The 21,648-nt window shown below is 57.7% G+C and carries 20 protein-coding genes; 9 read left to right on the top strand and 11 right to left on the bottom strand.

The annotated features are described in order from the left end of the window. Positions 1–149: 149 nt before the first annotated feature. From I6F36_RS23465 to I6F36_RS23455, 3 genes are all read right to left on the bottom strand, one after another. Positions 150–1,580, bottom strand: a complete 1,431-nt coding sequence (locus tag I6F36_RS23465; protein WP_225143435.1) for a hypothetical protein — start codon at positions 1,578–1,580, stop codon at positions 150–152. 252 nt (positions 1,581–1,832) lie between these two features. Continuing rightward, a complete protein-coding gene (locus I6F36_RS23460; RefSeq protein ID WP_225143409.1) occupies positions 1,833–2,291 on the bottom strand; it encodes a MaoC/PaaZ C-terminal domain-containing protein in 459 nt (152 codons plus the stop codon). Between the two features lie 907 nt (positions 2,292–3,198). Continuing rightward, complete coding sequence (locus I6F36_RS23455; protein WP_225143407.1) at positions 3,199–3,429, bottom strand: DUF1127 domain-containing protein; 231 nt, start codon at positions 3,427–3,429, stop codon at positions 3,199–3,201. Positions 3,430–3,573: 144 nt separating this feature from the next. Here I6F36_RS23455 and I6F36_RS23450 point away from each other — a divergent pair, with 144 nt between their 5' ends. The 7 genes from I6F36_RS23450 (at position 3,574) to I6F36_RS23425 (ending at position 8,742) form a co-directional block, all read left to right on the top strand. Then, positions 3,574–5,139 (top strand): winged helix-turn-helix domain-containing tetratricopeptide repeat protein, encoded by a 1,566-nt coding sequence (locus tag I6F36_RS23450; RefSeq protein ID WP_225172267.1) that lies wholly within the window; start codon positions 3,574–3,576, stop codon positions 5,137–5,139. Positions 5,140–5,327: 188 nt separating this feature from the next. Next, positions 5,328–5,846: a methyltransferase dimerization domain-containing protein gene (locus I6F36_RS23445; RefSeq protein WP_346656670.1), complete on the top strand. Its 519-nt coding sequence runs from the start codon at positions 5,328–5,330 to the stop codon at positions 5,844–5,846. Then, complete coding sequence (locus I6F36_RS39550; RefSeq protein ID WP_249789039.1) at positions 5,758–5,961, top strand: methyltransferase; 204 nt, start codon at positions 5,758–5,760, stop codon at positions 5,959–5,961. The genes I6F36_RS23445 and I6F36_RS39550 overlap by 89 nt, the downstream gene beginning before the upstream one ends. Beyond that, entirely contained in the window at positions 5,879–6,499 is a 621-nt protein-coding gene (locus tag I6F36_RS23440; RefSeq protein ID WP_346656672.1) for a methyltransferase, read from the top strand. The genes I6F36_RS39550 and I6F36_RS23440 overlap by 83 nt, the downstream gene beginning before the upstream one ends. Positions 6,500–6,743: 244 nt before the next feature. Next, positions 6,744–7,667 carry a hypothetical protein gene (locus I6F36_RS23435; protein ID WP_225172266.1) on the top strand — a complete coding sequence of 308 codons (924 nt, stop codon included), beginning with the start codon at positions 6,744–6,746 and terminating at the stop codon, positions 7,665–7,667. After that, the gene (locus I6F36_RS23430; protein ID WP_225172265.1) at positions 7,630–8,223 is read left to right on the top strand and encodes a M48 family metallopeptidase; all 594 of its coding nucleotides are present in this window, start codon (positions 7,630–7,632) and stop codon (positions 8,221–8,223) included. The genes I6F36_RS23435 and I6F36_RS23430 overlap by 38 nt, the downstream gene beginning before the upstream one ends. Positions 8,224–8,511: 288 nt before the next feature. Beyond that, the gene (locus I6F36_RS23425; protein WP_225143439.1) at positions 8,512–8,742 is read left to right on the top strand and encodes a hypothetical protein; all 231 of its coding nucleotides are present in this window, start codon (positions 8,512–8,514) and stop codon (positions 8,740–8,742) included. A 1-nt stretch (position 8,743) separates the two neighbouring features. Here I6F36_RS23425 and I6F36_RS23420 read toward each other — a convergent pair whose 3' ends face one another. Next, positions 8,744–9,157, bottom strand: a complete 414-nt coding sequence (locus tag I6F36_RS23420; protein WP_225172264.1) for a hypothetical protein — start codon at positions 9,155–9,157, stop codon at positions 8,744–8,746. A gap of 246 nt (positions 9,158–9,403) precedes the next feature. On the opposite strand from I6F36_RS23420, the gene ligD reads away from it, so the two are divergent. Beyond that, entirely contained in the window at positions 9,404–10,330 is a 927-nt protein-coding gene (ligD, locus tag I6F36_RS23415) for a non-homologous end-joining DNA ligase (RefSeq protein ID WP_225172263.1), read from the top strand. A 581-nt stretch (positions 10,331–10,911) separates the two neighbouring features. On the opposite strand, the gene I6F36_RS23410 is transcribed toward ligD, so the two are convergent. The 5 genes from I6F36_RS23410 to I6F36_RS23390 all read right to left on the bottom strand — a co-directional run bounded on the left by I6F36_RS23410 (position 10,912) and on the right by I6F36_RS23390 (position 19,626). Beyond that, a complete protein-coding gene (locus I6F36_RS23410) occupies positions 10,912–13,068 on the bottom strand; it encodes a 3'-5' exonuclease (protein WP_225172262.1) in 2,157 nt (718 codons plus the stop codon). A 74-nt stretch (positions 13,069–13,142) separates the two neighbouring features. Then, positions 13,143–13,892: an SOS response-associated peptidase gene (locus tag I6F36_RS23405; protein WP_225143521.1), complete on the bottom strand. Its 750-nt coding sequence runs from the start codon at positions 13,890–13,892 to the stop codon at positions 13,143–13,145. Positions 13,893–14,665: 773 nt separating this feature from the next. Then, complete coding sequence (locus tag I6F36_RS23400; protein ID WP_225143443.1) at positions 14,666–16,324, bottom strand: recombinase family protein; 1,659 nt, start codon at positions 16,322–16,324, stop codon at positions 14,666–14,668. 82 nt (positions 16,325–16,406) lie between these two features. Further along, positions 16,407–17,216: a S1/P1 nuclease gene (locus I6F36_RS23395; RefSeq protein WP_225143444.1), complete on the bottom strand. Its 810-nt coding sequence runs from the start codon at positions 17,214–17,216 to the stop codon at positions 16,407–16,409. A gap of 148 nt (positions 17,217–17,364) precedes the next feature. Beyond that, entirely contained in the window at positions 17,365–19,626 is a 2,262-nt protein-coding gene (locus I6F36_RS23390; protein WP_225143446.1) for a DUF2235 domain-containing protein, read from the bottom strand. A 68-nt stretch (positions 19,627–19,694) separates the two neighbouring features. Here I6F36_RS23390 and I6F36_RS23385 point away from each other — a divergent pair, with 68 nt between their 5' ends. Continuing rightward, the gene (locus I6F36_RS23385; RefSeq protein WP_225172261.1) at positions 19,695–20,030 is read left to right on the top strand and encodes a hypothetical protein; all 336 of its coding nucleotides are present in this window, start codon (positions 19,695–19,697) and stop codon (positions 20,028–20,030) included. A 131-nt stretch (positions 20,031–20,161) separates the two neighbouring features. Here I6F36_RS23385 and I6F36_RS23380 read toward each other — a convergent pair whose 3' ends face one another. Together I6F36_RS23380 and I6F36_RS23375 are read right to left on the bottom strand one after the other, a co-directional pair. Beyond that, positions 20,162–20,698 (bottom strand): hypothetical protein, encoded by a 537-nt coding sequence (locus tag I6F36_RS23380; protein ID WP_225143448.1) that lies wholly within the window; start codon positions 20,696–20,698, stop codon positions 20,162–20,164. A 73-nt stretch (positions 20,699–20,771) separates the two neighbouring features. Next, the gene (locus I6F36_RS23375) at positions 20,772–21,644 is read right to left on the bottom strand and encodes a nucleotidyltransferase (protein ID WP_225143449.1); all 873 of its coding nucleotides are present in this window, start codon (positions 21,642–21,644) and stop codon (positions 20,772–20,774) included. Positions 21,645–21,648 lie beyond the last annotated feature (4 nt).

Here is a 21,648-nt window from a genome sequence, read left to right as displayed (position 1 = left end):
CCTAAGTCAGCCTATGACCTGAATGCGAAGTTCAGGCGGCGTCCTCAGTTGTCGGCTTATCGGGCTAGACCGAGCAACCGGCCGACCTTCCAAACGGAGCTCATGACCCAACTCAGACATCGGCTCGGTGCGGCGAAGCTGATGCTGGACTAAGGGGTCGGCTCCGACGTTTGCATACTCATTGCCACTTCGGAAGCTAGTTCGGCGATAAGCCGCGATAAGTTTGCTTCAGCTTTTGGACGAGCTTCGCGCAGCCGCTTGCGAATCCGGTCCGCATCTGGGTCATGCGCGGCTACATCTGCCTGTCCAACGCCCGCGCCCGTCAGCCGATGTTCCGCCACCCATCGTTGAAGAGCCTTGTCCGCCGACCATCGGCGCCCGGCTTGCAACTCCTCAAGTGCACGTCGAACTAAGTCTTCCGGTGCGTTCGGCGATTTCATCGGCTTGCAAAGTTCATTCTTTGTCGTCTCATCGTCGTAGGCGGCTTCAATATGAGCGATGACCGCTGCGCTCAAGCAGAAAGCGCCGGAGCGCAACATTTGAATCGTGATCCGGTCACCGTCGAACACACGTACAGAAGGTCGAGTATCAAATGCCCTTGCAGTGCAATCCACATAGAGGCTGCCTGAGCAGCCTTCGATCGTCCCATGTTCGAGGATTACTGTCTGATGTTCGATCCTCAGCACGCGCCCCTTGCGCACAACGTCTTTGATGGAGCGCAGGGCTTCTACCTCAAGGCCCGAGATAGTCGCACCACGATACATGGTCGGTGTCACCGTTGTATCGATGCGGAAGATCCCGCCGGTTCGTTCCAGCCGCTCAAAAAAATCGGCTATGCATGTCGCTTCTGCTGCCGCTTCAAGTTGATTTGCTTGGCCGCCTGCCGTCTGCTTAAAAAACGCTTCGCCCGGCTGAACCCTGTCTCGGTTAATGAGCCACGAATCACGTGGCACGATCCAACGTATGCTTTCCGGCGTCGCGCCCATCTGGAGCAACCATACACCGACATCCATTGCCGTCTTGCCGCCGCCCAGAATGACATAGCTTTTGAAGTCCGGCGCAAACTTCGGAAGCACATTCGGGGTAACGAGCCTTACGCCGTCACAAAGCTCGAAGGAGGGAACGTGGGTCGATGGGACCTGGGTGTTTAGGAAGGTAGCGTCAACGAGCTTTTTGCGAAGCGTTACCTGCTGAATATCGCCGGAGAGTCGGCAGACAAACCGGTTATCGCCTTGATATTCACACAACGGAAAATATTGAACGCGGCCCGAAGGCAGAAACCGTTCGTTCATTAGCCGGTCGTAATAACTGATGATCTGAGCGCCGGAGGCGAGTTCATAATAGCCCCTGTTTAAACCTGCAACATCTAGTCGACTGCTGCCGAGTGCACGGGAACCAACCCCGTAATAAGCTGACGGTTGATGAAGACGGACAAAAGGATACGCGTCGTTCCAGTGGCCCCCGGGCATGTGATGGCGGTCCACGATCACCATGTCCGCTTCAGTTTCGGTCAAAAGTTGGTCGGCGAAAGCCATGCCCAACGCGCCGCTGCCGATGATGAGGTAGTCGGTTGAAAGCATTTGTGCACCTGATGTTCGGCAGAGCCCGTTTTGGCCGCTAGTGCAGGATGTCCAATGCCCCACCACCTTGTCAGGTTCTGTTCCGAAACACCATACGTGAGTCCGCCTGTGGCCCGAATGCGAAGGGCCGACGCGGTCTGCCGATGTCCGCTCAGCGGAGTATACCAGACCAGGTTTGCTCAGTTCGAGATCTTCTCATTTTGACCCGAAGCCGACATCGGCCGGCCACTGGAACTCGCGGCCTCCCGTGTCTCAGGAATTCGCAGGCGGTCGTCGCGCCACGAGAACCGTGTTGACGCATTGAAGAACCGTTTCGTGCTTTTGGTTGCGGAGATGTAGCTGGTTACGGACAACGCCTCTGTCGAAATGGGATTTTGACTCACGCTTCTCCAAAATTGCCACTTCGAGATCGAGATCATCTCCCGGGCGCACCGGAGCGGGGAGCCTGAGTTCATCCCAGCCAAGCCCGGCAACAATCCGAAGCGAATACGGCTGTGTTCTGCTCAACAAGGAAATAAGTATCGCAAACGTGTGTGCACTCGAAGCGATCAGTCCGGAAAAGACGGAGCGTGCGGCGATCTCCTCGTTGATATGAATAGGCAGCGGATCGAATTTTCGGGCAAATTCGATAATCTCGTTCTTTGTGACGTGGTAAGGACCAGCCGTACGCAGTTTGCCAACCTCCGCCTCCTCGAAATACAACATGGCCATTTAGTGCCCCCTGAAGGACATCTCGCTGATTAGGTCATAGCCTAACCTCGCGGCGATCCAAAGTCATTGCATCTGCGTGTGGCGCGTGGCTGCCGCGGTCTGCTTCCGAGGGCTGACCGGAACGCCGTGGTGGCTGCCGAGGGCAGCCCCTGACCCGTAGCGGAAATTCACGACAATTCTCGCTGAAAGCCGCTTTCGATCCCAAGCCGCTTCTTCGCACCTTCCTTGCCTCGTCAGTGTCAGGTTCTGGCCCGAAGGAAGCCGGCGAAGGAATGCCGTGGGCCAGCTGAAGAGGTTAGACGAGACATGGCCGAGAGCCGGCCCGAGCGACGAGACTAACCCAGAGCAGAAGTCGGCCTCCACATAAGTCAATTATTGAACCAACACCTAATAGGCTCGCTTCCTACAATTAGCTCGGACAGAGCGGATGGAAAGGAGCGCTGAAATGCAAGGTCTCTTTGGCACTTTCCTTCAAGCAAATACGCGAAGGATATCGCCAACATGATCGATGCAAGGCCGGCAAAGTACGGCCACCGTTCGCCACTCATTGAGCACTCCGTAGCAGGAGGGTTGGCAATCATTCGCCCCGGTCTTGGTTCTAATAATATGCCGCTTTCATACTGCCGCCGGGCCACCTCGTCGGATGTGAATTGGTTCGCGTCCCCGGCAAATGTTTTTGCTCGCCTGTTCGCTCAACCTAAGCGGACCCTTCTACGAGGTCGCGAGTGGCCCGAATGCGAAGTGGTGGCACGGCCTGCTGGCGTCTGCTCAGCGGAGCATATCGGATCAGATTTGCACAGCCTGAGCTCTTCTCAGTCTGAGCCATATCGGAAGGCAGCATCTGCGCCATCACGGCTTCTGGTTGTGACTAGTTCGATCTTCCATCGATACCAGATATCGCATTCATTCACCGGATGCCTCGCGGATCGCAATCTCGCTGCGAGGCGACGTAGTCGATCTCGCCGCGCGTAATACCGATATCGATAAGCTCCCTGTCACTTAAATCGCACAAGTTGGCCAGTAATCTCCGGCGTCTGCGCCACTCCTGAAATGCATTCCAATATGCTTCGAGAGGACTGTAGACCTGCCGCCTTGCTGTTGCCGGTCCCAGCTCGGTGGTCCCGTGGATCGTGCTCATTGAGGGTGTCCTGTCTGGACTGCTCACTATGACGGAAGTTGCCGCAAGAGGTGTCGGCGCGCTTAACTGGCGGCTTACATTTCTCTTACCGGCGGCTTATTCTTCATGCGTTAATACAGAGGCGCCCTGAGAAGGAATGGCAGCTTGCGCTATCTTTTCGAGGAATACGCATTCGACACCGATCGGCGCGAGCTGCAGCGGGGCACTGATGCCGTGTCGATCACACCGCAGGTTTTTGACCTGCTCGATTACCTGATCCGCAACAGGGAGCGGGTTGTAAGCAAGGACGACCTCGTCAACGCCATTTGGAATTGTCGCAGCGTATCTGACGCGGCGTTGACGACCCGCCTGAATGCCGCGCGAAGCGCGATCGGCGATTCCGGTGCGGCACAGCGCCTGATCAAGACGTTACCGCGCAAGGGTTTTCGTTTCATCGGCACGGTCCGCGAGGTGAACCAGCGTTCCGGCGCGGCGGCGATCTTGAGCCGCGATATTGAATTCACGGAAGCCCCCCTTCCACTACCCGACAAGCCCTCGATTGCTGTGCTGCCGTTCGAGAACATGAGCGGTGATGCCGAGCAGGAGTATTTTGCCGACGGAATAGTGGAGGAGATCATCACGGCGCTTTCGCGGTTCAAGTCCCTGTTCGTTATCGCCCGAAATTCAAGTTTCATCTTCAAGGGCAGAGCTGTAGACATCAAAGAAGTCGGGCGCAGGCTCGGTGTGCGCTATGTGCTTGAAGGGTCTGTGCGCAAGGCCGCAGGAAAAGTTCGCATCGCAGGACAATTGATCGATGCAGCCACAGGGGCTCATATCTGGGCGGACAGATACGAACGTGACCTGACAGACATCTTCGTTCTCCAAGATGAAATCACGCTAGCGGTTGTCTCCGCCATTCAGCCGAAGCTGCTCCAAACGGAGATCGCAATGGCGACGCGGCGGCGACCGGAGAATCTCACCGCCTATGATCTTTACCTCCGGGCCGTGGGCGAGTTCCGTTCGATGACCCGCGAAAGCTTTGCCGAGGCGACAAGGCTGGCTCATCGCGCCTTGGAGCTCGACCCTCAGCTCGGTCTGGCTGCCGGCCTGGCGGGTAACTGTCACGCGCTCAATGTCGTCTTCGGCTTTGCTGTCGATCCTAAATTCGAGCGCCGAGAGGCACTTCGACTTGCTCGCCTCGCATTGAGCATCGACGACAGTGATGCAGACACGCTAGCATCCGCCAGCTTTATCTCGGCAATCATGATCGGCGCTGGGCAAACCGAGATCGAAATGGCGAACCGTGCGGTCGCTCTTAACCCGAATGCATTTCAAGCCTTGGTCTGCAGGGGTCACGTCTACAGAATTGCGGGGTTACCCGAGGAAGCGATACGCAGCTTTGAACATGCCGTCCGCATGAGCCCATTAGATCCGGTGCTGCACGCGGTGATGGCCGGGATAGGGATGGCCTTAATTGAGCTTGGTCGCTTTGAGGAGGCCGTCGAAGCAGGAAAGAAGGCCGAACGTCAGAACGCCTTCTATTCATCAACTTACCGCTGCCTCGCGTCCGCATACGCCCATCTCGGACGGGATGCGGAGTCACGCGAAGCGGCGGCACGTCTGCTTGAGCTCGACGCCGCCTTTAACATATCAGGGTGGATAGCCCGGGGCGGGCAATCGAACGCGAAGCTGCTGATCGACGGGCTCCGGAGAGCGGGGTTACCCGAATAGCAGTCCTATTTTGGCGAGATGATGCACTAGCGGCCCTGCAAGCGCCGCGCATGAGTCGAGTTTTGGCCCATTGCTGCCGTATCCCACGGCCGAGGATATGTCGGGTGCCACGGGAAGCCGGATCACACTTAAACCGGGCTAAAACGTCGCGATTGACTCTAAGCGGTCCTCGAATTCACTTGTGTTAGATGGTGCGCACCGCAATTTCTGAGATATCATCCGTTTGCGGGAAGTCTGGTACTCGATGCATCTTTACTGTGTGCGGAGCAGCAGGAGGTGACACCATGGCCGCCAATGCTTTCTCGGACCTTACGCGGCTGATTAACGGTTATCAGATTTCGCAGGCCATTCACGTGGCGGCCCGGCTTGGCATAGCCGACCACCTTAGTTGCGGGCCCCAAGGCAGCAACGAACTTGCTCAGCTCAGCGGATCGCATCCGAGGACACTCTATCGGCTCTTGCGGGCGCTGGCTTCAGTCGGTGTTTTCCATGAGGCCGAGAACAAAACGTTCTCGCTCACCCCGATGAGCGAGTGTCTTCGTTCCGACTCGCCGACTCCACTCGACGGCTGGGCCGCATATGTCGGCCGACCTTATGCTTGGCAGGCCTGGGGGCATCTTGAACACAAGCGTCCGCACCGGCGAGAGTGCCTTTCGGCATCTCAATGGTCAGAGCGTATGGGAGTATCGCAGCACCCGTCCGGATGAGAACGCGATCTTCAACCGAGCCATGACGGCCAATTCACGCGGCGCGATCGAAGCTGTTATCGCCGCCTACGATTTCAGCAGCTTTCGTCACGTCGCGGATATCGGGGGGTGGTGAAGGCCAACTGCTGGCGGGAATTCTCGGAGCAAATAAGGGCCTGCGCGGAACGCTGTTCGATCAGCCGCACGTTGTTGGCAAGGCAGCGGAAGTTCTGAACCAACATGGTGTCGCGGACAGATGCGAAATCGTCGGAGGCAGCTTCTTTGAATCCATCCCGGAGGGGGCTGAGGCCTATGTGATGCGGGCGATTATCCATGATTGGGACGATAAGGAAGCGATTTCTATCCTGAAGACCTGCCGCCGCGCTATGACCGCTGATGCCAGATTACTCCTCATTGACGTGTGGTGGACGCGCCGAACGAAGGGCCAATCTCGAAATTCAGCGACCTCAATATGCTCGTCATGCTCGGAGCGCTTGAACGGAGCTACGACGAGTATTCCGCGCTATGTCGAACGGCCGGATTTGAGATGCGCGGCACAGCCCGCGCAGGCCCGCACTTTCAGGTCATCGAGGCAATTCCAACTTAGACTGAGCCAGTGCGGGGCCTTTCTTCACGGCCGGAGGGTCTGCATCCGATACGCTTTCACAACCTGAGGTCTGGTTATGGCCCATCGCTGCGGCATCGCACGACCTAGGATATGTCGGCTGTCAGGGGTAGGCCGGGCCTAACTTAAACCAAGGCCATATCGTCGCGATTGACCGGACCGGACTTCATGCGCCGACGATTGTTGCGGCGACAAATCCAGAAAGGCGAATGAGTCAGGGGCCTTGACCAACCTTAAGTGCGCATCTCTGCTAGTATAGAGTTGGGGCTATGGGCACCTGCGGAGAGGCAACGGTGACAAACTCGGAAATCTCCAACGGCCTACCGGACAAACCGCCATCAGATAAAGAGCAACCGGCAAAGCTGCCATCCGATCGCAATTTGAAGATTCGCCTGCGCGCACGGTTGCAGTTGATCGGCGGCGCGTTGGCCTCGATTGCTGCCGTCGGTGCGGTCGCAGGCGGCCTCATCGGTTACTGGACTGTTTGGAAGACGCTCCGCACCGAAGTGTTTCCAGGGAGCCAAAAAACGCAGAAGGAGGCTACGGCCCGGCCCGACATTGCTCCCCGGTTGTCTCTCGTTGTCTTGCCATTCGCTAACCTCAACAATGATGCAGAGCAGGACTATTTCGCCGACGGCATCACGACCGATCTGACGACTGACCTCGCGCAATTGCCCGATACATTCGTCATCGGGCGCGGGACGGCTTTTTCATATAAGAACAAGCAGATTGATCTCAAGACACTCGGTAAGGATCTCAGCATCCGCTGGGCCGTGCAGGGCGCGGTGCAGCGGGCGGGAGCTCAGGTCCGAATGAATGTGTCGCTTGCAGACCTGTCAACTGGCCGCGACGTCTGGTCGGACCGCTTTGATGGAGATCGTGCGGATCTTGCGGCATTGCAGGAGGAAGTCACGGCACGGCTCGCCCGCTCTCTCAACGTCCAACTTGTCCAGGCTGAAAGCCGGCGTAGCCAAATGAACCAGTCGACGAATCCAGATGCTGCCGATCTCAGCATGCGCGGTTGGGCGAAGGTCTATGAGCCTGGGACCAAGGCAACGAACGCACAAGCAAAGGACTTCTTTAACAGCGCGCTGCGCCTTGATCCGGATAACACCGACGCACTGCTTGGGAAGGCGTGGTGCATAGCCACTGATCTAAATAACGAGTTGGTCAACGTCTGTGGTCGAGGACAAAAAGACGGCGACCAAACTAATTGATCAAGTTCTTGCAAAGCGCCCGGCGGCGGCGAACGCTCGTATAGCTATGGGAAGCATTTTGAATTACGGAAGTCCAGAACAAGCATTATCTGAGCTCGATGCCGCGTTGGCAATCGATCCTAATTCACCCATAGCATACGCCTCAAAAGGAATCTCGCTCATCACCGCGGGTCGCGCGCGCGAAGCGTTCTCTCCGATTCAGATCGCTCTACGCCTAAGCCCCAAGGATCCAGCCGCAGGTATTTGGCGTTTCTTCCTGTGTCACGCTCACTTACATGTCCGCCAGTATAACGAAGCCATCGAAGAGTGTAGGCGCTCGATCACTCTGAATAAATCAAACTGGTTGCCGTATGTGGACCTGATTTCAGCCTATGGAGCCACGGGCCAATTGGAAATGGCCCACCAAATGTTAGCCGAATTGAATACAGTCCGGCCGGAGTTTACCATCCGGTGGTTCCATCAAATCGGCTACGCACGATCGAGCAATCCGCAGTATCGGCTTGAGTACGACGACATCGTCGATGGGCTGAGGAAGGCAGGCGTTCCGGAGCAATGAGGCGACAAACAGATAGCTGGACCCCGCCCTTTGTAAAAAGAGACGACAAGGTCTCCTTTTGGCCCTTGGCGGTCAACTCCTACAAGACCTCTCATGTCCGGTTATGAGGTACAATCCGACATTGTGATCTTTGCCGCTGGGCCATTAACTCTTGTGAATCCCAAGCCGCTCAGTGACGACTATATTTCAGAACGGCGTGGGTATTTGAATTGGTTGGGGGAGTGCTGCTGACCCTCTATGGCGGGAAAGTGGTCGCCTCCGTGAACAGTTTTGTTCGTGGAGTCAGTCATGTTGCTTTCAGAACGATTCAGTGAACGAACCATTTCCAATATGGATGTCGCATTGGAGCGAGCGTGTAGATTGATGCCGCTGGCGTTCGAAGGTCATCCAGCCCGAAAGTTCGTGGCGGAAAAGATCGTCGAGTGCGCCAACAAGCACACGCAGACGCTCGGCGGTTTGACCGAGGCGGGCAGGCGGGCGGTCGCTGAACTCGCCGCCGAAATCGTCGAAACGAATTGAGCTACTGCAAGACCTTCGGCAGCACGAGCACAATCTCGATTTCCTGCTTGAGGACGCGGCTGGCTATGTCTGCGATGAGCAGAGAGAAATCGTCCTCTATCGTAGCGGCGGCAGGTTCGTCCTTGGCGTAGACGTACAGCAGAGGACCTTCAACCTCGGCAAAACAAACACCGGCAAAAACGCGGTCAAACTCGTTTGCTCCAAGGATCGCAGCTACGCGAGCCTGAATGGCGAAATCCTGAATGTCAGTTAAGTTCATGCGAGCCAGATAGATACTATCGGTCGGGAAACAAGAGCGCTTCCAGTCACTTGGCACGACCATCTGTCCAGATGGAAAGCTGGTTTGGACGTCTTGGCAGAGCCACACACCCCAGTGCACTTCAGGAGGAATGGACGGCCGGGCCGCGTCAGCCAACCAGAACTTCCGTTTTGGCGGAGAGGGTGTTCGCGGTAGGGAACGCTCCCGGCTTGGTGTTCCCGAGCCGTTCGGCGGGCGTTCTCGTTGACGTTGAAAATACAACCGGGAATCGAGATCTCGGTTGTATGTGAGAACACGGTCGGAACGCCGCCTCAGCCCCGCGGTTGGAAAGTCGTGAGTAAGGTAGGTAAACTGCCCGCCGTTGGCCCCAACTTAACGGCGGGCTTTTTGTGAGTTGCGTAAGTGGTGAAGCGTACCAGGACGGCACCGGCAAAAAGGCCGCGTGCCGCTATTCCGGGCTTTATTAGCCCCCAGCTTGCGACCCTGAAGATGAAAGCACCTTCGGGGGCTCAATGGATTCACGAAGTCAAATACGACGGTTACCGTATCCAGCTCCACATCGACGGAGATATCCGAAAGGTCTTCACCCGCAACGGTCTCGACTGGACACATAAGTTCTCCGTCATTGCCGGTGCCTTCGAGATCGAAGGGCAGGCCATCGTTGACGGTGAGGTGGTCGTCATCCACGAGGACCGCACCAACTTCTCCGAGCTACAGGCAGACCTCGCCAGAGGCGAACAGGACCGCTTGCTGTTCTTCGCGTTCGACCTCCTGTGGCTCGATGAACAGGACTTGCGGAAGCTTTCGCAGCTTGCCCGCAAGGAGCTGCTGAAGGATCTGATCGAAAGCAATCAGCTCGAGGAGCCCATCCTCTACAGCGAGCACCATGGGGGTGACGGGCAGGCACTGTTCGAAGCCGCAAGGAAACTTAATTACGAAGGTATCGTCTCCAAGCGAGTTGACGCCCCATATCGGTCGGAGCGTGTGGAAGCTTGGCAGAAGGTCAAAGTCGTTCAGAAGGGAAAATTCCCCGTCGTCGGGTTCATCAAGGATCCAACCGGCGTCGCCGCTCTCTATCTCGGTAAGAAGGAAGGCAAAGAGCTTGTCTATATGGGCAAGGTCGGCACGGGCTGGAGCCGGACGACATCGCGCAAGATCAGAGATGTCCTCGATACTGTGGTGAGCCCGAAGCAGAAGCTCACCAAGCACATCAAAAAGCCGAGAGCCACCTGGGTCGAGCCGAAGTTCTACGCGGACATCGAATACAGAGACATCACGTCGGAGGGATTGCTACGCGCGAGTTCCTTCAAGGGATTGTCTCGAAGATAACCTATGTTCCTGAGCCCTTCCGGTTGTGGACGTACAATCGTTCACGCAGCAGAAGGAAGGCCCGATGGGATTAAAGCACAGGCGATTTAAGCAGACGGATTCCTTGGAAAGCAGACTGGCACAGATTGCGGAGGATATGCGTGAACGAGCCGAGAAGGCACCCGGAGAGGAGCGGACTGACTTGCTCAAGCGCGCTTATAACGCAGATCAAGCAATTGAGCTGGAGCGGCGGCTTCGTGCGCATTTTAGGAACGCGGCCCAACGGGCAATGTTGGCCAAGTAGATCCTCCCTAACCTAAACTAGGCCTCCGCTGTCTCGGAGGCCTTTCCTTTGGGAGGACCTGGACAGAAAGTTCACTTTTGCACCAACCGAGCTCTTCAGGGAATTTGGCACAATCCCTCCTAGCGGTGCTGTTGTCGCGTCCGCTGGCCGGAACACACCGACGCCAAGATCGTTCTTCGCGTATGGCTACTTACGTCTTGGTTCTGATCGGAGCTTTTGCGATTGTGGCAGTAGCGAGCTATGCCGCGCTGAACTGGCCGACTTCTTGATTGCGGTGAACCCTCCGACCAGAGTGCATCTAAGCCGCTTCAGCCTCAAGCCTCTCCTGGCTACGCTTTTGATTGATCAGATTCAACAGATGCGCCGAGGCTCTGGCCTCGCAGAGGGCCCGATGATGATTCTCGAGCTCGATCCCATAAATCTCGCAGAGCTTGCCCAGTCCGTAGGACTTGTGTCCCGGATAGCGGCGCCTCATTCCCGCGCAGGTGCAGAGCTTCGGAAACCTGAAGCGTCGCCCGATCCGCTCGAATTCGTAGGAGATGAAACCGTAATCGAAGCTGACGTTGTGGGCGACGAAGATGCCGTCCCCCATGAACTCCATGAAGCGGTCCGCCACTTCAGCGAACAGAGGTGCGTCCCGAACCATTTCGTTCGTGATGCCCGTCAGTTGAACGATCTTCGCCGGAATGGAACGTTGCGGGTTTAGGAGAGAGTGCCACTCGTCCACGACACGGTGGTTGCGGACCTTCACAGCGCCGATCTCAGTGATGCGGTCGCCGTTCGACCATGAGCCGGTCGTCTCGATGTCGACCACCACGTAATCCTGCTCAGGGTCAAATCGATAATCGACCCGGCCAATCTCCGCCTCGATGCCGGCTGCGCCGAGCTGGCGGAGGCGGGTCAGTTGGTTGCGGCGGATCACATCGCCCTCTGCCTTGACCTCCATGAAGGATGCCTTGCCGTCGCGCACAAGCATCAGGTCCGGGAAGCCGTCTCGCATCCCGCGGAAATCGTCGCACATGTTGCCCACGATGCTGGCGAGGCCGGCAGGATCGGATCCTTCGAGCAGCGCGCGCAGCGCCTCCACTTGCACGTGATCCCAGCTGAAGATCCCGTTGGGGCGGCCCCATCTCGCTGCCACGGTGCGGAGGATCAGCGGAAGGCCGGACCCGCACGCGATAGCTGCTAGTTTCTCGTCGATTATCGCCGCGAAAAGCCGACTGAAGCTGCGGTCCTTCAGGCAGTGCGGTAGCCAATCAAACCCGCTGGGCATGCGGGTGCTCTCGAACAGCTCGTCCCAGAAGAGCAGGCCGAACAGGGTGTGCCACAGCACGTTCTCGGTGAAGAAAACCTCGGTGCCGTCGCGCCGCAGCACGCCCGCGACGCCTGCTTCGGGATTGCCGCGATAGGTGTCGTCCACGGTGATCGTGCGGCCGGACCGCAAAAGTGCGGTGTAAAGGCCCGTACGCCTGCCGCCGAACTTACGGGCGTAGAAGTCGGTGGCGAAGAGATGTTCGCCATCGCTGGCGGGATCATCGATCATCCGCTGCAGCAGCGCTTCAGCCCCCGCCTTGTCGCCCGTGTTGTAGAGCAGGCGAACCAAGCGCTCGTTGCAGTCCGGCGACGGACCGGCACGGTAGAGCTGCCGGGCGAGATCGTTCTCGCCCGCCTTCTCGAAGAAAAGCCCGGTCTGATGCGCGGCTCGACAGCGGAGATCGGCGGCGAACTGGGTCGGGCAGGGGGGACCGGCGAGCACGTCGATGGCGGCCCCTCTGTGGGCAGCCTCCGATCCATCCTCCAAGTTGGCCAGAACCTGGCTGTAATGGAACGAGGCCAGCGCCTCCTCGGCATCGGTGAAGCGCGCGCTGAACGAGGTCTCGCGGTTGGTGCGGAGGATTCCCAGGTCTCGCAGCGCGAAGTTCTTCAGATCGACCTCGGTCTTACCGAAGTAAAGGTAAAGGAGGAACTCGATCGGCCGCGTCCCGTCGAGCGCGATGAAGTTGCGGGCGCCGCAGTGCTGCGCGGCGACGGAAAAGGGTATGCGCTCCAGATAGTAGTCGATGAACTTCGGCTTCGACCAAGATTTCCGGACATCTCCTCGCCCGGCCGCCTGCGCGCCAGTAACGCGGATGTCCTTTGGCAGGCATGAGACGAAGGCCGCATAGTCGGCCTCGCCGAGCTCGCGAGCGTGACCGGCCGCAGTCAGGTCGGATGCCGCCCGCTCGACGTCATCGATCTCGGAATAGTTGAACAGCGAGCGATTGAATATGGCACCGCGCCTGTTAATCATGCGGACCAGCAGACATTGTGCATCTCTCGATAGGCCTTCGAACCGCGCTATGAAGGCGTGATGCTCCGGACCAAGCACGGGGGCGTACGTCCGCTGCACGAACCCCAGCATTTCGGCGAAGTGGTCGAGGTAATAGTAGACGGGCAGTTGGGGCAGTTTGGCCAAGCGGACCTTCGCGGCAGAATCGTTTGTTCTATTTCTGTTCTGACGCCGCCCTCAGAGTCAAGCGTCTCGACCGGCTAAGGATGACCAGAGCCGCCGACATCTGCCGTCGCCGGCCCCGCGTCTTCCTTCACGCCGCGCGCGACGATCTGCAGCGCGCCGTCTGGAAGCGGCCGTTGCAGTTCCAAGGCTTCATCCGCCGGAGCCGTCATCCAGATCTCGACCTCTTCGGGCGTCGTCAGGATCACTGGCATGGCCTTTGGGTGGACGGCGAAGACTTCGGCATTCGCCTCCGTTGTGAGGAACGCATAGAGGTCGTTGGTGGTCTCGCCTTCCTTGACCTTTCTGACCGAGGTCCAGTTTGTCCAGATGCCTGCGAAGCAGGCGAGGGGACGGCTCTCGTCGAGCGCAAACCAGATGTCGCCGCCCTCGGCCTTGTTGAACTCGCTGAATGAGTTGAAGGGCACCACGCAGCGGTTCTCCACGCCCAGCCAACGCGTCCAGTGCTTGCTCTTCACGTTGCGGATGTTCGTCGTGCCGCTGTCGGGCTCCATTCGGAGCAATTCCTTGAAATTGACGGTCTTGCGTTTGGCTTGCAGCTTCTCGGCACGCTTCTTGGTTGCGTCCATCAATGCTTTCGAAGATGACGGCATACCCCAGCGCGCGGTCGCGAGTTCGCGTCCGCTGGCGCCGGTGCGGATGATCGGCGCGTTGTAGTCAGGAAACACGCCCGGCATCGGCGCGAGGTTGCCGACGTACTGGTTGACCACGCGGAACAGCGCGCTGATGGCGGCCTGGTTCGTGGTGATCGAGTAGAGGTTGCACATCGTCAGGAAGCCTTTTTTCGTTCGCCGTGAGGGTGCTGCAGGTTGCGGATCGCCGGCCGGGCGCAGGCCCACCAAGTCGGGCCGTCGCTTCTTGCCGAGAGTGCGCTGGCAGGGGCTGCAGTAGAGGTAGCTGCGCATCAGTGCGACCTGCCGATCGCGCGGCTGCACTACTAATGCGAGGTCGATCATCTCGGTGTGCTTGCAGTATTCGCAGCGTACCTCGAGCAACGGGAACCCGCCGGCGAGCGCCGCAGCAATCGTGGGGGAGGCGTGGTCGAGCTCACCAATGAAGAGGGCCGTGTTCCAGGCGGCGCAGTCGAGCGCGTAAGCTTTGGCACGGGCAGCATCGGCGGCCGCGTGGGCGGTCGCCGATTGCTCGAGCAGATGCGCGAAAGTGACCTCCGCCTGGTGAATCTCGCGGGCGTAGTGTTTGCGATCGCCTCCCGACATCGGCGGCGGCTTAATTATGCGGGCGGCAGACATGAGAAACACCATACGGTCGAGTCGATTGGACGGCCAGCCGCTGCAGCTTGGGGGGCCTATCACCGGAAACGCAACGGATAGGTCAATCTCGACATAAGATATTTTGATTTACCGAAATTGTCTTGTGGCGTCGGGCAAAACAGTGGTTCATAGAGTGCTGGTTCAATGCGGAAGCCAGCCCATGTCGAATGATCTTGATACGTCTGAGCTATCGAAGATTGCCAAGCTGAATGGCGATTTTCGAAGGAATTACGGCACACTGCTCGGAGCTTATTTATACCTGCGATCAATCAGCGCCGCCCGCGGCCGTTCCTGGCTTTGGGGTGGCCTTTTTTCGCTGGCGTGTTCTGCCGCGCTGACATGGCTGGCACGTCATGGTTGGCCGTCAATGTGGCCATGATCGCTTTGATCAAATCGCTCATACCCGCGCAGTAGACCCCGCGATGCCGAGCGAGGGCACCGGTTGAAAGCCAGACGTATCGGCCTGCCCGCAATTTGGGGGGCAACAAGACGTAATCTTCGATGGTCTTGTTGGTTACGTCTAGCCTCATCACTGCAAGCAGGCCCGAGGAGATGTGCCTGCGGTAGGCTTTCCACTGCGGTGCGTGATCTTGTCCTCGCGTGCGGAGCTGTCTTGCAACGAGAAATGAAACCAGGCGAGCGCCGTTGACATCGAGGGCTATGCCGTCCTGAGCAAGCTCGGGCTGAAGACCGGCATCGGCTCTGAGGACTTCGGCAAGTTCGTTCGCGTGCCTTGCTTGCTCGCTGGCCCAGTACTTCCGGGTATCCAGCCAGTCGCAATCTCGTGGTGAGACGTAGCCGATCTGCGAATAAGCGTTGCGTAGCGATCCAAAGTGCTTGACGTAAGACGAAACATGGTTGAGCCCGAGCGTCGTGTTGATGATGCGGGAGTTGAGTTTCCCTCGTCGGCGAAGCACGACGCGGAGGCGCATCAGCATTTCGTCTTCCGGAATCTCGACGCGTCGCTCAGCGAGCAGTTTCTGAGCACGTGTGAAAATGTCTGGATCGATGATGGGCTCAATCGCAGCGGCCCCGCGGACCCAGGCATGAGAAGGGTTTTTGACGAGCTTTTGCCCTAGGCGGCGCGAGGTTCGATTATAGATGGTATTTCCGATGTAGTTTTCATTGCTGAGAATTGTCGGGATCATCCGATCGGTCCAAGGTCGATCATTATGGCTGCCGATGTTCGCGTCGTTGAGATCGCGCCGTATCTCGCTGTACGATCTCCTAGCATGGACGAATTGATCGAAGATGCACCGGATGACGGCGGCCTCCTCGGCCGAGCCTCGTCGCAGCCGAACACGATCTGATTGCAAAGCCTTATACTGGCCCTTGTTGAGCTCTGCCTTTGGGTGTTCGTTTTCGTCAACCATTATTCGGCGTAGGCCGTAGCCGACGGGAGCGCCGACGCGGTAGCCGAGGCCTGCGACCCGGCAAAGTCCGGTGTGCACCTTGACCCCGAGTTCTCGGCTCCATTCAGCGGCCATACCTCGCTTCATGTACTTGGCCATACCTGAAAGGAAGCTGCCGTCATTCTTGAAGATCTCCGCACAGTACTCGACGCGGACACCGTTCATCTTGCACAGGAACTCGTAATAGGCACTTTCGTCGGTGTCCTGGAAGCGTCCCCACCGGCTGACGTCATAGACGAGGATCTGATCGAAGTCGGCCTGACCTGATTCGACATCTTCGATGAGTTCGATGAGACCAGGCCGCCCTTTGATGCGCAGGCCGCTCCGCCCTTCATCGACATAGGTCCTTACAATTGTGAGGCCGTTAGCTTGTGCATAAGCGGCTATCGCGGCGAGCTGGTTCTTGATGGAATAACGTTGGAGGTCTCTCGACATCCGAACATATTGCGCGGCGCGCTTCGCCCGCACGCGCCGTGCCAGGTCGGTTCCTTTGCGCAGGACCAGCGAGTTGGCCATGGGTTCTCCCGAGTTAGGGAGTGCCGCGTCAAATAAACTACACTACTCGGCATGAAGGATTTCAAGACGAATTTGCCCGACGTTAGTCGGCGAAGATGCTATCGAGCAGGGCTGCCAGCCGGACTCCCGCCTTCTGAAGCTGTTCTTTCACGATGGGTTCGTTCGCAGAGAGGTATTCGGTGCTGATGGTCACGCTGCCCTCGGGCTGATCGCAGGAGGAGCCATGCATCACGCAATAGCCCGTCTTCGCGGCTTTCGAGATTGCAAACGACTCGTTGGCCCAATCACTGGGATCTGACGAAATCCACCTGGTTTTCATCGCAGGAGTAATGGCATCAATCAGGTCAGAAGCCGCGTCATCGACATCGGGCCCGACCGCGTGTGTCACAAGACAACTATCCCAGGTGCCGTGCAGATTGCCCGAGCACTCGCCGTTCACCCTTATATCGTTTCCTCCGCGGTCGTCCTCAAACGACACGTGGAGAGGCTGATGGATGTCGCCGACCCAGTGTCCAAGCGACTTTAGCGCAATAAGCCTGTCGGCCCGCTTGGCGTGCTTCGAGTTCACAACCTTGGAGTCGTTGAGGATGGCCGTGAGCACACATTCTGGAGCGTTCGGGCAGTTGTCTCCTGTGACCCCGTGCGCGTCGCGGGGCAGATTGATAAAGTGCTCTGTTCGGCGAATGCGCGGATGGTCGGGGAATACGCAGGAGGCGGAAAAGGTGTCGAACACCTTGTCCGCCTGGATCAGTTTCCGTATCGCTGCGCGCGTATCGGGCTGGGCGAGCCGGTAGGCAATCTCGCAAACGATCTTGTGGGCTTCGTCACCCCATGCCGAGGCGTGGGTGCAAAACGCGAGAAGGAAAACAGCAGCTAATGAAAATCGGCGCATGCCGATACCTCATGCCTGAGACAATATGGTCGGAGGTTATCACTTGAGGTTGTCGAGGAGAAGCGCGTCGCCCGGACAAAACCAGATGCCTCCGCGCCAACGTAAATTGAACGCCAGTTCAATTTAGTACTTCGCCAAATTCCTGAGGCTATAGGAGTTTGACGGTCACCTTCGCTTTACCTCCGTTGTTCGGGTAAAACGTGTCGCTGAGCCATGGCAGGCCGATCACTGCGTCGTTGACGTAGAGAAAAAGCTCACCGCTGCGTGCAGCCTTGAACGTTGCCTTGTACGTCTGCGGTGTGGTGTTCGGAAGCGGGAGGGGATCAAGGAAATACTCGTCCACGCCGGTCTCGCCCACCCGCGCGATGATGCGGTACCAGGGCCTGAACAGGATCCGGCGAAGGAAAATGGCGCTGCGAAACTTCCACCGGTTGGCAAGCTCGACCGTGGAGGTCCGAAAGCCAGCGGGTGTGGTCGGCCGCTCCGCATCGTTCCAAGGCTCGGTGACCGCGATCCTGATCTCATACGAGCGACCGGAAAAGACCTTCAGGCCTGTTGGCGCACAAATCGCAGATGTTGCGAAGTCCGCGCCGTCCTGGTCGATGCCCTTGTTGACCGGGATAAGCGTAGCCTCCGCCGTGCCCTTGCAGAATGCTCCCATCGAATCCGCGACGTTGAACAGGAAATGGCTCGCGACAGTCGCACCGAGCCAGACCATCACCACGACCAAAAATAGCGGCAGGATGTGCCGCTTCCCGACACGGAGAATAAACTGATAGAGCGGGTGGGTCCTGAACGCGTAAATGGCGTCGTGCATCAGGCCAGAGAGCGGCACCGGCGCCGCCCGATCCCGCCAGAGCAGGCGCATCCGGTCCTTGATTTTGGCGCTAAGGCTGCTGCCAAGAACCATAAGCAGGATCACGGCGGCGATGCCGCCGGCGAACCATTCAGGGTTCGCGGCGTACCAGTCCGTCCACCAATGGAGTGATTTCGGCAGGAAGGATTCGATGAACCGCACCAATTCGGAGACCATCCGGATCGGCGACTCGAACTCATGCTCCTTGATGCGGTCGTGGAACAGCCAGAACGCCGCAAGATGCAGCGTGGCGGCCAGGGTCGCGAAATACGCCAGCCGACGCATCCAGACGAAATTCCAGAGCTTTTCCTGAGCCACAAAGCGCGCGGTCGCGCCCGCTGGCGTCTCGAATGTCATCGGCCCGAGCGGCGTGAGCTTGCCATTGCGGGAAACCACGAGGTACTCCGGCGGCAAGCCGATCGGAGCATAGGCATTGCAACCGCTGTCGATGCGGTCGAACACACTTTCGTGGATCTTCGGCAACTTGACGCTGACGCCTACATCCGGGTCATTGCAGAGATCAGAGACTTTCCGTGGGCCATAGCGATAGTAGGAGCCGAGGCCGGACCGCGAGTCATAAAGGCGGCCATCCTTGTCTTGCGCTGAATTGATCAGCTTGATGGAGTCGGGGTCTGCGAAGGGAGCCTCCTTGAACACGAGACCACGCTTGATGGACTCGTCGACAAGCCAGGACAGCGGCACGAACGATACGGCATCGTCGGGATAACCTCCGCCCACGTTGGCGTGCATACCGACGAACCAGACCTGGACCAGGCGCTCGTCGTCAATGGTGATGGGGACCGCGGGCTTGGATTCGCCTTCCTCGGTCCAGAGCACGGGGTGGAAGGTCGTCCGCTCATCGTCGAGTGCAAGTGCGTGCCTTGCGCATTTGACGCGTGGGTTCAAGATCCGATTCGGAAGTTCAAGGGGCCAGATCCAGTTGCTGACGCCACGCGTCATCTCATCCATAGGCAGGCCGTAGGCAGCGACCGTGTCCCACACGCCGATGAATTCTATGGAAGGGACGTCCTTGCGGTCGATTTCGGCGTAGGGTTTGTTGCCTCGCACAAGGTCGAGCACCGGCACCAGGACGTAGTCGCGCAAGGCGCGGAAGACCACCTCGATCTGCAAGATCGAATGGTAGCCCTTGGCCCGGTACGCCCTGTAAGCCTTGACTGCGCCGTTGTGCAGCTCCGCTTCGGTATCCGCCACAACCAGGCCCTGCTGAAGAATGAGCGCGCCGAGGACGCGTACGGTGAACGCGCCACGGCTGAAGCCGAAGAGATAGATCTTCGAGTGGTTCTGGTGATCGTAGTTGCGGCAGATGAACTTGTAGGCCTCGAGGATGTTGCGCTTGAGGCCATATCCGAATGCGCCGCCCAGCACCGCGAGCGGTACGAAGGACGAGGTACCTACGCCGTCGTCGTATTTCGCGGCCTGGCTGTTGCCTTGCAGGTCAAGCGCCTGAAACATCCGCCAGACGTTCGTGCGCCAAACGCTTGAGGCGGCGTTACCGGTGCCGTCAGACAGGATAATAACCTTGGGGCTGGCCATGCGAGCGCCCTCCCTGAAAAGATATAGTGAATACAGTAAGAGTAACAGGTGCCGGGAAGATTTCAACCTTGGATAGCGATCGGCGGCGAGCCGACACGGGAGCCGTTCGGCCGAGTCACGGGCTGCATGATCCGCGCGCGCGATACTTCAAATACGACACCTGCGGCTTCAACGGTTGCGAGTGGCGCGCCGTGCGCGATGATCCCGGACCGCTGCCTGGTGAAGGCTGGGTGTTGAGCGCGAAGGGCATGCACGGCAAGCCTGGTGAACCTGGCCGCGATGGCGTGCACGTTCGTTCGCTTGATGTCGTCGGCTATGAGCTCGTGGCGAGGCTGTCTGATGGCACTACCCTGCGGGCGAACCTCTTGCCAGTGATGGAGCGGTTCGAAAGGGAACGGAAGTAAAACGTGGAGATGACAGTGGGTCGGCTCCCTGTTTCAGAGCAAAAGACGGTCGCGTTGTCAGGGTGCTGGAGGCAAGCGGGGTATCATCAGCGGGCGCTCCATGTGGCCGGTGCGCTGCGCTCAAAAGATGTTTATTTCGTAAGCTTGCCAACGGGTGGCGTAAGCGTCGTCGTCTTTATCGCGGTAGGTAGTGAGCTTGCTCCTCCGTCACCTGCGCTAATCGACCTCGGCTTGCGCCAGATGCTCTTGTACTCAGGTGTTAAGGTGGACTCGAAACGCCGAACCTCGGCATCAATGCTGTCTTTAATCTCTTTCCAATGCGTTTGATCGAGCTGCCCCTCGCCGATAATTCGCTTGGCGGTCAGGTGCGCCATCTGCTGATTGATCTTTTTGACCAATTCATCATTCATGAAGCCTTTGTTGACTTCGAACCCTGTCGCAAACCAGCGGGGGTCAATTTTGCAGTTGCTATTGAGTGTGAAGAACTCGTGCACGTTGCGAGCATGAAGGTGGAACGACTCAACGTGGGCATTGTGAAGATGTTGAGGGTATTTGCCCGAATTCAGTTCTCCGTAAAGAGCGTCGAGCATCCAAAGCTCGTAACCAAGATGATGCGAGAATAGTTCGTCTACGATTGCCCTCTCCGGGCGCTTTTTGCCTTTTGCCATGTTTACTCCCATGGATTCGAGCCTGTTGAAGGCGGCAGTTGAACCGTCGATGGGACGGCTTTGCTAACCGCAATCACATCTCCCAGTATTTTTTGAGGGCGGCAGTAAAGGTCTGGAAATTGGCGGACGGCCAACAAACATTCTCATTATCTCTGACCAGCCAGTGCATACCGCTCCCGGTCGTCAGGTTGGATGGGTCGTTGCTGTTAACCCAATTAAAGCACGCAGCCCACATTTCACGATAATTGCCGAAGAACCTATCGTTCGGCACGTTCCAAAGCATACCTTCAATGAAATAGGATGGAGCGATTCCCTCAGCGAGCAGCTTCTTTTCTATCATCGAATTTCGCATGTTCTTGAATACCCGAACCATACGTTTGAAGTTGTTGTTAGTTGCCTGATGCTTGGCAGTAAGATTGTCCGAGTGCTGTTTCGGAAAATTTTCGATGCGCTTGCCGCCGCTGAAGAAGGCAACGCCGTTGTGATACGAGTCGTAAGTCGAATTGTACCGACGAAAACTTTCGCAGACGAGGATATCTGCATTTCGTCGACCGTTATTACCCGGCACAAATACAGCTTTCTGTCCCAATCGGGTGTCGTTGTATAGTCGCGTTATCCATGCTTCAGCATGCTGCTTGAATTGGGGATAACCATAGTCGGCATCCTTCGGATATATCGTCTTGAAGGCCTCCAGGTCCTTCGGGGTCAACCGTGAGCTGTCATAATAGAATGCGCCCGTGTGCTGCAATACGATGTCAACATCACTATCGCCGTACACGTTCGTGTCGTTACCGTAGGAGCCTTGAAGGAACACTTGTACGTTTTTAACAGGGTACGGTGCTGCGGGGTCCAATAGGTTGGCCCGGATGGATTGATATGTATCAGTGAACTGCTTGGATGATGGGTGGTTGGCCCAAGTCTCGAGCTGTCGTTCTTCGATCGCCACCTGA

It is taken from the genome of Bradyrhizobium sp. BRP19 (genome assembly GCF_020194195.1).
GTDB lineage: Bacteria > Pseudomonadota > Alphaproteobacteria > Rhizobiales > Xanthobacteraceae > Bradyrhizobium > Bradyrhizobium yuanmingense.
The sequence above is the reverse complement of the archived record's forward strand: the minus strand, read 5'-3'. Positions and strand labels throughout refer to the sequence as shown.